We start from the raw sequence: 13,949 nt of genomic DNA, 5'->3' as shown, positions 1-13,949 counted from the left end.
CATCCAAAAAATGAGGCGCGATTGTAACAGACGAAATACTATCCTTCCGACACAAATGCGCGGTTATAAGAGACCTTCATGACCGGCCACGGATTATAAGTAAAGCAGAGAATAACGTATACGTAAGCGGATACTAAAAATGGCGATGCCGCTCGGGCAGCCCTCCTCTTCACCTTTATTCACAGTAACTCAAAAAACGCTGCAACGCGTTAGAAAGATGTTTCTGCCGATGATGAACACGCCACAACGTGCGCACCAGGCGCGGTAACGGCACCGCGACTTCGCCCAGGGTTCCCGCCTGAAGTTGTTCAGCAATCACCCGGCGCGATAAACAGCTTATCCCCAGTCCATGACGCACCGCATGTTTGATCGCTTCTGAATTCCCCAACTCCATCGCCATATGAAAGCGCGGCAAATGCGACAACAGCAAATAATCGACAATTTCCCGCGTACCGGAACCGCGCTCGCGTAAAATCCATGGGGATGCCGCAAGCTGTTCCAGCGTCACCGGCCCCTGCGTCAGCGGCGAGGACGGCGCGGCAAAGACCACCAGCTCATCTTCCAGCCACGGCTCAGAGATAATCTCTGTACTGTGACACGGCCCTTCAATCAGGCCGATATCAACCCGAAAATCCAACACCGCGTTAATCACGTCCTGGCTGTTTCCCACGCTGAGTTCCAGCGGCAAGGCCGGATAATGCTGGCGATAGCGGGCAATCATGGCGGGTAAAATGTAATTGCCGATGGTGCTACTGGCATAAACCCGTATCGCGCCGTTATCTTCACGAAATAGCTGCTCAATTTCTACCGCTTGCTCCAGCAATGCCAGCGCGCGCGGGTATAACAAGCGCCCATGTTCGTTGACCACCAGCCGTTTCCCCACCCGATCAAACAACTGTACGCCGAGCTGACCTTCCAGATCGGTGAGCGCGGCGCTAACGGCGGACTGCGATAATGACAGCATGACCGACGCCTGGGTTGTTGAACCGCTTTTCAGTACTTCAGCAAACACTTCAAGTTGTCGTAGCGTAATATGCATAGTCGTATCCCACCGATAGCGTTTCACTTACCACTTATAAAGATTAATTATAAATATATAATCAATTTTATTTTTAAACCAGATCACCGTAACCTTATTGTCCATATACAGGAGAAGGTTATGACAGAACTCACCTTGCAGAATCATCGTCGTACAATGTGGCATTTTATACCGGGGCTCGCTCTGAGCGCCGTCATTACAGGAGTCGCCCTGTGGGGCGGCGCTATCCCTGCTGTTGCAGGCGCGGGGTTCAGCGCCCTGACCCTGGCTATCCTGCTGGGTATGGTTATCGGGAATACCGTCTATCCACAAATATGGAAACAATGCGACGGCGGCGTGCTGTTTGCAAAACAACATTTACTGCGTTTAGGGATTATCCTTTACGGCTTCCGCCTTACCTTTTCACAAATCGCCGACGTGGGTATTAGCGGTATTGTGATTGACGTATTAACGCTTTCCAGCACGTTCATGCTGGCCTGCTTCTTAGGCCAAAAAGTCTTTGGTCTGGACAGGCATACCAGCTGGCTGATTGGCGCCGGTAGCAGTATCTGCGGCGCGGCGGCGGTACTGGCGACAGAACCGGTGGTAAAAGCGGAAGCCAGTAAGGTTACTGTAGCCGTCGCGACTGTCGTTATTTTCGGCACCATCGCTATTTTCCTTTACCCGGCAATGTATCCGCTGCTGGCGCACTGGTTCAGCCCGGAAACTTACGGCATCTATATCGGCTCAACCATGCATGAAGTCGCGCAAGTGGTCGCAGCGGGTCACGCCGTTAGCCCGGATGCGGAAAATGCGGCAGTTATCGCTAAGATGCTGCGTGTCATGATGCTGGCGCCGTTCCTGATCATTCTGGCGGCACGCGTTAAACAGCTTTCCCCGGCGACCGGCGCGGAAAAAAGCAAAATTACCATTCCGTGGTTTGCTATTTTCTTCATCGTAGTGGCGATCTTCAACTCTTTCCACCTGCTGCCGAAAGCCGTGGTGGATATGCTGGTGACGCTGGACACGGTACTGCTGGCGATGGCAATGGCGGCGTTGGGTCTGACCACTCACGTTAGCGCATTGAAAAAAGCGGGGGCGAAACCGCTGCTGATGGCGCTGGCATTATTCGCCTGGCTGATTATTGGCGGTGGCGCCATTAACGTCCTAATCCATAGCCTTATCGCATAAATTATTACGTTTCACGCCTGTTAACCCGTTATCATAGCGTTCGTAATGAACCGTTAGCGGGTTTAACAGGAGTCTTTTATGAAATACATCGGAGCGCACGTCAGCGCTGCTGGCGGTCTGGCTAACGCCCCTGCCCGCGCGGCTGAAATTGGCGCAACGGCCTTTGCGCTTTTCACAAAAAACCAGCGTCAGTGGCGTGCCGCCCCCCTTACTCCCCAGGTCATTGATGACTTTAAAATCGCCTGTGAAAAGTATCATTTCTCGGCGGCGCAAATCCTTCCCCACGATAGTTACCTGATTAATCTGGGCCATCCGGTCAGTGAAGCGCTGGAAAAATCACGCGATGCCTTTCTCGATGAAATGCAGCGCTGTGAACAACTCGGCTTAACCTTGCTTAATTTTCATCCCGGTAGCCATCTGATGCAGATTGCACAGGAGGATTGCCTGGCGCGGATCGCGGAATCTATCAATATTGCCCTCGCGCAGACCGAGGGCGTTACGGCGGTTATCGAAAATACAGCCGGTCAGGGCAGTAATCTGGGGTTTGAGTTTGAACAGTTAGCCGCCATCATCGACGGCGTGGAAGATAAGTCGCGCGTTGGCGTCTGTATCGATACCTGCCATGCCTTTGCCGCTGGATACGATCTGCGTACGCCAGAGGCGTGCGAAAAAACGTTCGCCGAATTCGGGAAAATTGTCGGATTTCAGTATTTGCGCGGAATGCACCTTAACGACGCCAAAAGCGCCTTCGGTAGCCGCGTTGACCGCCATCACAGTCTGGGTGAAGGCAATATCGGCCACGATGCGTTTCGTTGGATTATGCAGGATGCGCGTTTTGACGGTATTCCGCTGATACTGGAGACCATCAATCCTGATATCTGGGCGGAAGAGATTGCGTGGTTAAAAGCCCAGCAAATTGCCGAAGCGATGGCCTGACGCTCAATGTTCTTCAGGCAATAAAAAAGGCAGAGCGCGCTCTGCCTTTTTTAGCGTGTTTCTCTTATGCCGCTTTTGCCGCGACTTCCGTCTCCGGACGTTTCAGGACGGCATAAGCCAGTCCTGCCACCAGCGTACCGGCCACAATTGCCAGCAGGTATCCCAATACCGGCGTAATTGCGCCTGGGATAAGCAGAACAAACAGACCGCCATGCGGCGCCATCAATTTTGCGCCTACCGCCATAGAAATAGCCCCGGTCAACGCGCCGCCAACGATACAGCACGGCAGTACACGCATCGGGTCGCGCGCCGCAAACGGAATAGCGCCTTCAGTGATAAAGCACAGCCCCAGCACCAACGCCGCTTTACCGCCTTCCTGCTGCGCTTTGTCGAACTTACGACGCGCCACCATCGTCGCCAGACCCAGCGCTAACGGCGGTACCATACCTGCGGCCATGATCGCCGCCATCGGCGCGTAAGTTTGCGTACTCAGCAGACCAACGCCAAACGCATACGCCGCTTTGTTCACCGGGCCGCCCATGTCGGTACACATCATCCCGCCGAGAATCGCGCCCAACAGCACCGCGTTTGCCGTCCCCATGGTTTGCAGCCAGTGGGTGAGCCCTTCCAGAATCCCGGCAACCGGTTTACCGATCAGGTAAATCATCGCCAGCCCCACCACCAGACTGGAAATTAACGGGATGATCAGGATTGGCTTCAGCGCTTCCATACTTTGCGGAAGTTTCAGTTTGGTACTGATAAGCTTCGCCATATACCCGGCAAGGAAGCCGGCAATGATCCCGCCGATAAAACCGGAACCGGTGCTAACCGCCAGCATACCGCCAATCAGACCTGGCGTAAGGCCAGGGCGATCCGCGATGGAGAAAGCGATATAACCCGCCAGTACCGGCACCATCAGCGCAAACGCCGAACCGCCGCCAATCTGCATCAGCGCCGCCGCCAGCGTGTCCGGCACCTTAAAGGCTTCAATACCAAAGGCGAAGGAAAGCGCAATACACAGTCCCCCGGCAACCACCATAGGCAGCATGTAAGAAACGCCCGTCAACAGATGCCGGTATGCGCCAGCGCTCTCTTTCTTCCCTTCGGTCGCCGCTTGCGATGCCTTACCCGCCGGTTGATACGGCGTCGCTTCCGCTACGGCTTTATCCAGCTCCTGCGCCGTCTTTTTCAGCGCCAGGCCGGTCGACGTGCGGTACATCGGGAGACCGGCAAACTTCGCCAGATCCACTTCGATATCCGCCGCCACAATCACTAAATCCGCTTCCGCCACCTCTTCCGGGGTGATGGCATTGCCGGCCCCCACGGAGCCGCGCGTTTCGACTTTTACCCACCAGCCGCGTTTTTTCGCTTCTGTTTCAATGGCTTCAGCCGCCATAAAAGTATGGGCGACGCCGGTCGGGCAGGCCGTTACCGCGACCACGCGTTTCGGACCGCCGCTCGCTGCAGGAGCAGCCGCAGCAGGGGCGCTGTAAGGGGTCGCATGGCTTTTGGCTTCACTCAGAAACAGTTCCGGATGCGCGACGGCGCGACCAATATCCCCCAGCCAAACCTTTTTGCCGTTCAAAGCATTGTCGTTCGGCAGAGATTCGCCCAGCACGATCGCCAGTTCAGCATCATTCGGATTGTCGATAATTTCCAGATTTGCTTTATGCGCCGCCGCTCCAAGCAGGGTTTTCGCCATGTAAGCGCGAGCCTGGCCGAGATTAGCGTCAATTATCAGCAGCGTTTTCATTATGCCTCTCCTGCTGTCAGTTAAACGGTTGTAAGTCGACACGCGCCATCATTGCGGCCAACTGAGGACGATCGGTAATACCCACATTGCTCTGGCTGACCGCCAGCGCGGCAACCGCCGTCGCCAGACGCAGCGTATGTTCGCTGGACTCGCGCATCAGCAGGCCGTAAATCAATCCGCCAACCATGGAATCGCCTGCGCCGACGGTACTTACCACGTCAACCGCCGGTGGTTTAGCGATCCATTCTCCTGAGGCGTTAACCCACAGCGCGCCTTCCGCCCCCAGCGAAATCACCACATGAGCGATACCCTGTTCGCGTAACGCGTGCGCCGCATCAATCACATCTTTCATTTCCGGGAGCTTACGACCCGCCCAAATTTCCAGTTCGCGGCGATTCGGTTTCACCAGCCACGGCGCAGCTTTAAGACCGGCGACTAACGCTTCACGGCTACTATCAAAGATAATGCATGGACACTGGCTGCGCAGACGCGTCATCCAGTCGGTGAACGCTTCCGGACTCACGCCAGCCGGTAAGCTACCGCTGACGCAGACCATATCGAACTGACCCAGCCAGCTCAGGGAGTCGTTAACAAAGCGTTCCCAGTCTGCGGGAGTCACGTCAAAGCCGGAAAAGTTGAAGTCGGTCACTTCGCCATCTTTTTCCGTCAGCTTCACGTTGATGCGGGTCCGGCCCTGAACCACCTGAAAGCGGTTAGCGATACCCAGTTCGCTGAATAATTGCTGAAAACCGTCCTGGTTATCTTTACCGAGAAAACCGCCGACAGTGACGTCGATGCCTAAGTCTTTCAGCACTTTGGCAACGTTAATGCCTTTGCCCGCCGCGTGCAGACCCGTGGTTTTCACCAGGTTCACTTCGCCGCGTTCGATTTCAGGGCAAAACCCAACCAGATCGTAAGCCGGATTAAGGGTAATGGTGGCGACACGCCTGCTCATTATGCGCCCTCCCCAAGACCGGCGGCGATCGCATCGCCAATCGCTTTCAGCGCCTGTTCAGCATCTTCACCCTGCGCGGTAAAGCGCAGACGATGGCCTTTCTTCACGCCTAATGCCACCACTTTCATCAGACTACGTCCGTTTGCCGGTTTGCCGGTTCCATCAAGGTTTGTCACGGTAATTTCACTGTTAAATTGTTTAATCGTATTCACCAGCATGGTGCCCGGACGGGCATGGAGACCATGCTCATTACGCACTACAAATTCCGCGCTCAGTACGTCATCCGTCAGCGCATCATCACTGGTCAGCAACGCCAGCAGCGTCGCGGCGTCAGCGCTCAGCAGACGATCGGCTTTATTGTTCAGCAACAGGTCGCCGAGGCGTTTTAGCACGGCAATCGGCTGCTCGTCGTTCATCGCGACAGTGACTAATAAGGCTGCTTTTTCACCCTCTACGTCAAACGCCTGGGTCGCGCGGCTTACCGCAACAGCACTGCGCAAATTGCCTTCCGCGCTGTCGTTCAGCCAGATGCCTTGTCCCAGATTCATCGGACTATCGTTAATCGTTTTTGCGACGAACGCCGCATCAACCGCTCCCGCCTCTTTCAGACGCGCCGCATTTAGCGCCTGCAATGTGACCAGCGAGCTGGCGATGACATCCAGCGTCATCGTCTCGTTATCAAGTTTTAATTGTTCACTTTGCTTCTCGCCCATCAGCAATGCGCGCAGCTCTTCCGCCGTTGTCGCGGATTTCAGCTGTTCAGCCACGGAGTCATCGCTCAGCACATGCGTCAGCTGACGCAGCAGGCCAAGGTGTTCGTCCGAACTGGCGGCAATACCAATCGCCACGTAGGCGACCTGGCCTTCTCCCCAGGTAACGCCCTGCGGAAATTGAAAGACCTGGACGCCGGTTTTCAGCACCTGATCGCGCGTGTCTGTTGTACCATGGGGAATCGCAATACCATTGCCAAGAAAGGTTGAGGTTTGCTGTTCGCGCGCCAGCATACCGTCAACATAGCCGCCCGCCACATTCCCCGCCTGCGCTAACGCAGCGGCGATTTGCCGAATGGCCTCTTCTTTATTTCCGGCCTGCTCGCCCGGATGAATGTCCTGAACCGATAACTGGAACATGTGTCTCCTCTCCTGCTGAATTGAAACGATTCAGCCACTATGAGAAAAAAAGCGCCAATCTGAGTTATCAAAAAAACCAGATCGCGCTGAAACGTTTCAAGAAAGTCTGGATCTTTCTGCTTCAGCACGCAAGAAAAGTTACCGGTTTTGTAGCAATTTTTTGAGGTGAAGCACATTTTTTCTCCAACAGACCCTCAATAGCTGACGCATAAAAGGCTTCAGCTTTTTTCTTTCAGCTTGCGTCAGCACGCCCTTGTAACAAACTGGAATGCTATTTTGATTTTTCGTGTCGATTTTGATTCAGACGCCTGTTTATTTTCTGACGGGCAGCGTAAACTCCGCCTCTCTTCACACCACTGATATAGAAACATGCACAACAGTCCCGCCGCCGCTGCGCCCAAATCGTTTGACCTGACGTCTACCGCCTTTTTGATCGTCGCTTTTCTCACCGGTATTGCTGGTGCGTTACAGACGCCGACACTCAGTATTTTTCTGACGGATGAGGTTCACGCCCGTCCCGGCATGGTGGGTTTCTTTTTTACCGGCAGCGCGGTTATCGGCATTATCGTGAGCCAGTTTCTGGCGGGTCGCTCAGATAAAAAAGGCGATCGCAAAAAACTGATCGTTTTCTGTTGCGTGCTGGGCATGTTGGCCTGCGTGTTGTTTGCCTGGAACCGCAACTACTTTATTTTGCTGTTCATCGGCGTCTTTCTCAGTAGCTTCGGCTCTACCGCCAACCCGCAGATGTTTGCGCTGGCCCGAGAACATGCCGATCGTACAGGTCGTGAAGCGGTGATGTTCAGCTCAATCCTCCGCGCCCAGGTCTCGTTGGCCTGGGTCATTGGGCCGCCGCTGGCCTATGCGCTGGCGATGGGTTTTAGCTTTACGGTGATGTATTTGAGCGCGGCGGTAGCTTTTATCGTCTGCGGCGTCATGGTGTGGTTCTTTTTACCGTCAATGCGCAAAGATGCGCCGCTGGCAACCGGCACGCTGGAAGCACCGCGTCGTAATCGCCGCGATACGCTGTTGCTGTTTGTCATCTGTACGTTAATGTGGGGGACTAACAGCCTGTATATCATTAATATGCCGCTGTTTATCATCAATGAGCTGCATCTTCCGGAAAAACTTGCAGGCGTGATGATGGGCACCGCCGCCGGGCTGGAGATTCCCACAATGCTGATTGCAGGTTACTTCGCCAAACGGTTGGGAAAACGCCTGTTAATGTGCATCGCCGTTGTCGCCGGACTGTGCTTTTATGCGGGGATGTTGCTGGCGCACGCACCGGCAACGTTGCTCGGCTTGCAGTTGCTGAACGCGATTTACATCGGCATTCTTGGCGGGATTGGCATGCTCTATTTTCAGGATCTCATGCCAGGCCAGGCGGGTTCAGCCACCACGCTGTATACCAATACCATTCGCGTCGGCTGGATCATTGCCGGTTCGTTGGCGGGAATCGCCGCAGAAATCTGGAATTATCATGCGGTCTTCTGGTTTGCGTTAGTTATGATTGTCGCCACCATGTTCTGCCTGGCGCGTATTAAAGATGTTTAACTTGCAAGCCTGATACTTTTACTCTTCGACACATTTCAGCGCAGAATTTATTTCTGCGCGATGTTCATGCGCGGTCATTCATTGTCTTTTTCTCAATACGATATTCTGTTAGCGCCCTCTTACATAAGAGACCGGTTATTGAGAAAATTACGCCCATCAGCCCGCAAAGGACCAACACCAGCCGCATCTTATATTTTGGTGTAACAGCAACATCTATCACTTCAATGTTAGCATTATTTTTAACCGCCTCCGACAACAAGGATAGCTTTGTATATGTTTCCGTTTGTAACATATTTTTATGCACGCTATAACGTTTAATGTCACCATCATCGATATACCATGCTGCCATTTTATCGACGCTATTTTTCAGGGTGGAAATAATATTATTGACGCTTTCTTCCCTCCCCTGCGCCTTAAAAAGGACAAGCTGATTTTTCGCGTCAAAACTTATTTTATTTTTATATTCCGCAGGCAAGAAACGGCTAAACTGGTTAAGGATAACCGTTGTTTTACATTGAATATCATTAGCATAGCCACATAACGCATAGGTAGCAGGCGTATCCAGATTAGGTTTGATTGTAATACTCACAACCTTTGTATCATGATGCACGCTCACAAAAACATAGCCAATGGCGACAAAAATAAAGGTAGCGATCACGATACTTAGCCATTTTCTTATAAGGAATAAGGAAACGTCGACTAAATCAATTTCACTATTTTCTCCCCGCATTTCACATCCCTTTTAAAACGCTAATAGTCAACCCGAATACTGAAATAACAAAAAGCAACACCAGCGTAAAAATAAACGCCCTGGCTGCGAACGTATATTTCTTCATAAGATAAAACCCACACATAAGAATTCGAGTATTTTAAAGGAAAATAACAACACATTCACACTGGTTATATCGATCGGTAAATACATCAATGATAGATATAAACTATCAAACTAATGATATCGATCGTTATAAATAATTAAAATCGATCAAAATTCCTCTTTTTAATAGATAAAAACTATCATATAAATAAAATTGATCGCTTTTGTTTTATGTGACGGTTTGTTCGGTACACGTTCAGGCACCAACGGGGTTGAGCGGCGACATCTACCGTTTCAGAAGACACGAAATAAGGGAAGCATGTATTACGCTATTTAATGGTAAAAGGAGGTAATTTGATGCGCAGCTTTTGCAGACTATTTCGGGATATAACGTAAGCCCCTGCACGTTTATCAAAAACAGCTGACTTAGAGCCTATCCCATTAGGCTATTAGCTCATGGTAAGGTTTTCTGTTCGAGTTCCAGCAAATAAATAATGGCCTCTTCCCGGGTCGTTAAACACATGTCCCCTGTCGGTTGCAAACCAGAGCACACTTTTGGGCGTAAAGGCGAGCCAAAGATAAGACACAAGTTATCTTCCGAAAGCTGCACGCATCTGGTATTCATCGGCTTGCCATTCGGCATTCCGGGTATCGGCGACGAAATTGAAGGCGCAATACAGCAAGCGCCACAACCGCTACGACAGTCCATGCTCAGCCCCTCTATTTATAACCAAATGAAAGATAACAGAATTTGTCCAAAGAAAAATCCAGATTTAAAATGTGGACGTCATCATGATCAGGCCTGTCCTCAGACATTCCGAAGACAAGGCTGGAAACAGAAGGGACAACACAGCACACTTCCCCCCTCCAGGCGACATGCCATCGCGTATTCTCGTTGAACGCGGAGCGGAAAGCGGGCGAACAGTATCACCTTTTTTGCACCAGCAAAAGTGACAATTCCACTTGCCTGGACGGCCCGGCGCGAGTAGTTTTACGCGATATTTTAGATAATCTCTACAACAGGATCTCCTCGATGCCAAGAGCGAACGAAATCAAAAAAGGTATGGTACTGAACTACAACGGCAAATTGCTGATTGTGAAAGATATCGACATTCAGTCGCCTACCGCCCGTGGCGCCGCCACACTGTATAAAATGCGCTTTTCCGATGTCCGCACCGGTCTGAAAGTGGAAGAACGTTTCAAAGGCGACGATATCGTTGATACCGTCACCCTGAGCCGTCGCGGCGTTGACTTTTCTTATGTCGATGGCAACGAATATGTGTTCATGGATAAAGAAGACTATACGCCGTATACCTTCACCAAAGATCAGATTGAAGAAGAGTTGCTGTTTATGCCTGAAGGCGGAATGCCGGATATGCAGGTTCTGACCTGGGACGGCCAACTGCTGGCGCTAGAGCTTCCGCAGACCGTGGATCTGGAAATCGTCGAAACCGCGCCGGGTATTAAAGGAGCGTCCGCCAGCGCACGTAACAAACCCGCGACATTAAGCACCGGTCTGGTGATTCAGGTTCCCGAATACCTGAGCGCAGGTGAGAAAATCCGCATTCATATCGAAGAGCGCCGTTATATGGGGCGCGCGGATTAAGTTTCACATTTTTCGGCTGCGCCCCAGGGCGCAGTCTGCCCCTTTTATTTATTGACTGTTCTGCACCAGGCAAGAGAAACGTTAAAAATTTAACATTTTCTGCTCTTAAGATGGCAGAAGCACGACTTCGTCAACTCAGCACTTCTCTTTTTCACGTTTATTCGCCAGGATTATTAAAAGTTGTTATGTTGTATCAATATTCTGGAGCTGACGTGACCAAAACCAATCTTATTACTGGATTTCTCGGTAGCGGAAAAACCACCTCTATCCTTCATTTATTAGCTCATAAAGATCCGGCTGAAAAGTGGGCCGTCCTGGTTAATGAATTTGGTGAAGTGGGTATTGACGGCGCGCTGCTTGCCGACAGCGGCGCACTGCTAAAAGAGATTCCCGGCGGCTGCATGTGCTGCGTCAACGGATTGCCTATGCAGGTGGGGCTCAACACGCTGCTGCGCCAGGGCAAACCTGACCGGTTGCTGATTGAACCAACCGGACTGGGGCACCCAAAACAGATTCTGGATTTATTAACTGCGCCGGTTTATGAGCCGTGGATTGATTTACGCGCCACGCTCTGCATCCTGGACCCTCGCCTGCTACTGGACCAACAGAGCGTCGCCAATGAAAATTTCCGCGATCAGCTCGCCTCAGCCGATATTATCATCGCCAATAAAACCGACCGCGCCACGGCGCAGAGCGATGCCGCCCTGCAACAGTGGTGGCGACAGTACGGCGGCGATCGTCAACTGATTCATGCCGAACATGGACAGATAGACGGTAAGCTTCTGGATTTACCGCGACAAAATCTGGCGGAACTGCCGGCCAGCGCCGCGCATTCTCACACTCATGCCAGTAAAAAAGGACTCGCCGCGCTAAATCTGCCCGCACAGCAGCGCTGGCGACGCAGCCTCAATAGCGGACAGGGTCATCAGGCCTGCGGCTGGATTTTCGATGCCGATACCGTGTTTGACACCATTGGCCTACTCGAATGGGCTCGTCTGGCGCCGGTGGGCCGGGTGAAAGGCGTTATGCGCATACAAGAGGGGCTGGTACGCATCAATCGCCAGGGCGATGACCTGCACATCGAAACACAGAGTGTCGCGCCGCCGGATAGCCGGGTTGAACTTATCTCAAACACAGAAACCGACTGGAATACGTTACAGACGGCCTTGTTGAAGCTTCGTTTAGCGACGCACGCGTAAGGTTGCCACCGTTTAAAAACTATGGCGAAATGACGATGAAAACCCGCTATTCCTTGATAATTCTGCTTAATGCCGCCGGTCTGGCGCTGTTTTTGTCATGGTATCTTCCCGTCAATCACGGTTTCTGGTTCACCATTGATTCCGGCATATTCCACTTCTTTAACCAGAAACTGGTGGAAAGCCACGCGTTCCTCTGGTGGGTCGCTATTACCAATAATCGGGCGTTTGACGGCTGTTCGCTGCTGGCGATGGGCGGACTGATGCTCAGTTTCTGGCTAAAAGAAGACGCGTCGGGCCGGCGGCGCATTGTGATAATCGGATTGGTCATGCTGCTAACAGCGGTGGTGCTTAACCAACTCGGTCAGGCGCTGATCCCCGTCAAGCGCGCCAGTCCAACGCTCTCTTTTGAGCATATTTATCGCGTCAGCGAGTTGCTGCACATCCCGACAAAAGACGCGTCAAAAGACAGTTTCCCAGGCGATCACGGTATGATGCTGCTGATATTTTCCGCCTTTATGCTGCGTTATTTCGGCAAAACGGCGGGGATTATCGCCCTTATTATATTTGTGGTTTTCGCGTTTCCGCGCGTTATGATTGGCGCTCACTGGTTCACCGATATTGTGGTTGGGTCGCTCACGGTTATTTTGATTGGCCTCCCCTGGTGGCTGATGACCCCGCTCAGCGACCGGGCGATAGCGCTTTTTGAGGATTATCTCCCGGGCGGAAATAAACAAATTTTAAACAAATAACCCATACAATTAACATTGCCTTCAGCGATAGTTTTACATCGTTGAAGGTAATTTATGATGATATTCCCCCAGCCCATCATTTTTCGGTAATATTATTCCTCTGCAAAATGAACAGGTTGCACGATTTTTAAACGATTTGCGCTTAATTTGACCCGTGCTGATAGCTCACTTTTCGTATCATAAATTCTTATAAAAAATCACGCGAAATCGCTCGCAATGACAGCAACAATCGGGTAATCTCAAACTCGTTTTGCCTCGCCAGATAATTATTCTCATTGCGAATAAATTTGTGCGTTCCGCCACAGATTTGTGCACAAAGAATTGTCTCAAGCTGTGCAGGTAATTAGTCTCATCACGTTTGGCATTTTTATAACGATATTTATCGTTAAGGACTTCAAGGGAAAACAAACAACATGGTCAAATCTCAACCGATTTTGAGATATATTTTGCGCGGGATTCCTGCGATTGCAGTTGCGGTTCTGCTTTCTGCTTGTAGCACAACCACCAATACCGCAAAGAATATGCATTCTGAGACGCATGCTGTGGGCAATAGCGATAGCTCTTCACTGCAAGCCTCTCAGGATGAATTTGAAAATATGGTGCGTAACCTCGACGTTAAGTCGCGGATTATGGATCAGTATGCTGACTGGAAAGGTGTGCGTTACCGCCTGGGCGGCAGCACTAAGAAAGGCGTCGACTGTTCCAGCTTTGTACAGCGCACCTTCCGCGAACAGTTTGGTTTAGAGCTTCCGCGTTCAACCTATGAACAGCAGGAAATGGGCAAAGCGGTTTCACGCAATAACCTGCGTACGGGCGATCTGGTTCTGTTCCGCGCCGGTTCCACTGGCCGTCATGTCGGTATTTATATCGGCAATAACCAATTTGTCCATGCGTCTACCAGTAGCGGCGTCATTATCTCCAGTATGAACGAACCGTACTGGAAAAAACGCTACAATGAAGCGCGTCGAGTTCTGAGCCGCAGTTAATCTTCATCAGGCAGCACCTCCCTTGGCTTACCTGATGAGACGACATAAAAAGCACTGCTTC

Annotated in this window: 14 protein-coding genes; 7 read left to right on the top strand and 7 right to left on the bottom strand. The window is 51.6% G+C overall.

The window, feature by feature from the left end; genetic code table 11:
• Nucleotides 1-175: 175 nt before the first annotated feature.
• Nucleotides 176-1,039 (bottom strand): DNA-binding transcriptional regulator YeiE, encoded by an 864-nt coding sequence (yieE, locus tag AAYN39_RS20940; protein ID WP_000548316.1) that lies wholly within the window; start codon nucleotides 1,037-1,039, stop codon nucleotides 176-178.
• 120 nt (nucleotides 1,040-1,159) lie between these two features.
• On the opposite strand from yieE, the gene AAYN39_RS20935 reads away from it, so the two are divergent.
• Both AAYN39_RS20935 and nfo read left to right on the top strand, forming a co-directional pair.
• Complete coding sequence (locus AAYN39_RS20935; RefSeq protein ID WP_000137966.1) at nucleotides 1,160-2,209, top strand: YeiH family protein; 1,050 nt, start codon at nucleotides 1,160-1,162, stop codon at nucleotides 2,207-2,209.
• A 78-nt stretch (nucleotides 2,210-2,287) separates the two neighbouring features.
• Nucleotides 2,288-3,145: a deoxyribonuclease IV gene (gene nfo / locus AAYN39_RS20930; RefSeq protein WP_000873905.1), complete on the top strand. Its 858-nt coding sequence runs from the start codon at nucleotides 2,288-2,290 to the stop codon at nucleotides 3,143-3,145.
• 64 nt (nucleotides 3,146-3,209) lie between these two features.
• On the opposite strand, the gene fruA is transcribed toward nfo, so the two are convergent.
• Genes fruA through fruB form a run of 3 tightly spaced genes read right to left on the bottom strand, consistent with a single transcriptional unit; the run spans nucleotide 3,210 to nucleotide 6,983 of the window.
• Nucleotides 3,210-4,898, bottom strand: coding sequence for a PTS fructose transporter subunit IIBC (gene fruA / locus AAYN39_RS20925; RefSeq protein WP_000854408.1), 1,689 nt, complete (start codon nucleotides 4,896-4,898; stop codon nucleotides 3,210-3,212).
• A 16-nt stretch (nucleotides 4,899-4,914) separates the two neighbouring features.
• Complete coding sequence (gene fruK / locus AAYN39_RS20920; protein ID WP_000091249.1) at nucleotides 4,915-5,853, bottom strand: 1-phosphofructokinase; 939 nt, start codon at nucleotides 5,851-5,853, stop codon at nucleotides 4,915-4,917.
• A complete protein-coding gene (gene fruB / locus AAYN39_RS20915) occupies nucleotides 5,853-6,983 on the bottom strand; it encodes a fused PTS fructose transporter subunit IIA/HPr protein (protein ID WP_000487287.1) in 1,131 nt (376 codons plus the stop codon). Before fruB ends, fruK begins: the two co-directional genes overlap by 1 nt.
• Nucleotides 6,984-7,352: 369 nt before the next feature.
• Here fruB and setB point away from each other — a divergent pair, with 369 nt between their 5' ends.
• The gene (gene setB, locus AAYN39_RS20910) at nucleotides 7,353-8,534 is read left to right on the top strand and encodes a sugar efflux transporter SetB (protein WP_000551934.1); all 1,182 of its coding nucleotides are present in this window, start codon (nucleotides 7,353-7,355) and stop codon (nucleotides 8,532-8,534) included.
• Between the two features lie 64 nt (nucleotides 8,535-8,598).
• On the opposite strand, the gene AAYN39_RS20905 is transcribed toward setB, so the two are convergent.
• From AAYN39_RS20905 to AAYN39_RS20895, 3 genes are all read right to left on the bottom strand, one after another.
• Complete coding sequence (locus AAYN39_RS20905; protein ID WP_001213885.1) at nucleotides 8,599-9,264, bottom strand: GNVR domain-containing protein; 666 nt, start codon at nucleotides 9,262-9,264, stop codon at nucleotides 8,599-8,601.
• 1 nt (nucleotide 9,265) lies between these two features.
• Nucleotides 9,266-9,388: a membrane protein gene (locus tag AAYN39_RS20900; RefSeq protein WP_001519564.1), complete on the bottom strand. Its 123-nt coding sequence runs from the start codon at nucleotides 9,386-9,388 to the stop codon at nucleotides 9,266-9,268.
• Nucleotides 9,389-9,802: 414 nt separating this feature from the next.
• A complete protein-coding gene (locus AAYN39_RS20895; RefSeq protein WP_001523448.1) occupies nucleotides 9,803-10,057 on the bottom strand; it encodes a YkgJ family cysteine cluster protein in 255 nt (84 codons plus the stop codon).
• Between the two features lie 324 nt (nucleotides 10,058-10,381).
• Between AAYN39_RS20895 and yeiP the strand changes: the two genes are divergently transcribed.
• From yeiP to mepS, 4 genes are all read left to right on the top strand, one after another.
• Nucleotides 10,382-10,954: an elongation factor P-like protein YeiP gene (gene yeiP, locus AAYN39_RS20890; protein WP_001136822.1), complete on the top strand. Its 573-nt coding sequence runs from the start codon at nucleotides 10,382-10,384 to the stop codon at nucleotides 10,952-10,954.
• 212 nt (nucleotides 10,955-11,166) lie between these two features.
• Entirely contained in the window at nucleotides 11,167-12,153 is a 987-nt protein-coding gene (locus tag AAYN39_RS20885; RefSeq protein ID WP_000169350.1) for a GTP-binding protein, read from the top strand.
• 29 nt (nucleotides 12,154-12,182) lie between these two features.
• On the top strand, nucleotides 12,183-12,902 hold the full coding sequence (locus AAYN39_RS20880; protein WP_000178088.1) for a phosphatase PAP2 family protein: 720 nt from the start codon (nucleotides 12,183-12,185) through the stop codon (nucleotides 12,900-12,902).
• 413 nt (nucleotides 12,903-13,315) lie between these two features.
• Nucleotides 13,316-13,888, top strand: coding sequence for a bifunctional murein DD-endopeptidase/murein LD-carboxypeptidase (gene mepS, locus AAYN39_RS20875; RefSeq protein WP_000241015.1), 573 nt, complete (start codon nucleotides 13,316-13,318; stop codon nucleotides 13,886-13,888).
• The last annotated feature ends 61 nt before the right edge of the window (nucleotides 13,889-13,949 follow it).

It is taken from the genome of Salmonella sp. K21076 (assembly GCF_039650795.1).
In the GTDB taxonomy this organism is placed as follows: Bacteria; Pseudomonadota; Gammaproteobacteria; order Enterobacterales; family Enterobacteriaceae; genus Salmonella; species Salmonella enterica.
The sequence above is the reverse complement of the archived record's forward strand: the minus strand, read 5'-3'. Positions and strand labels throughout refer to the sequence as shown.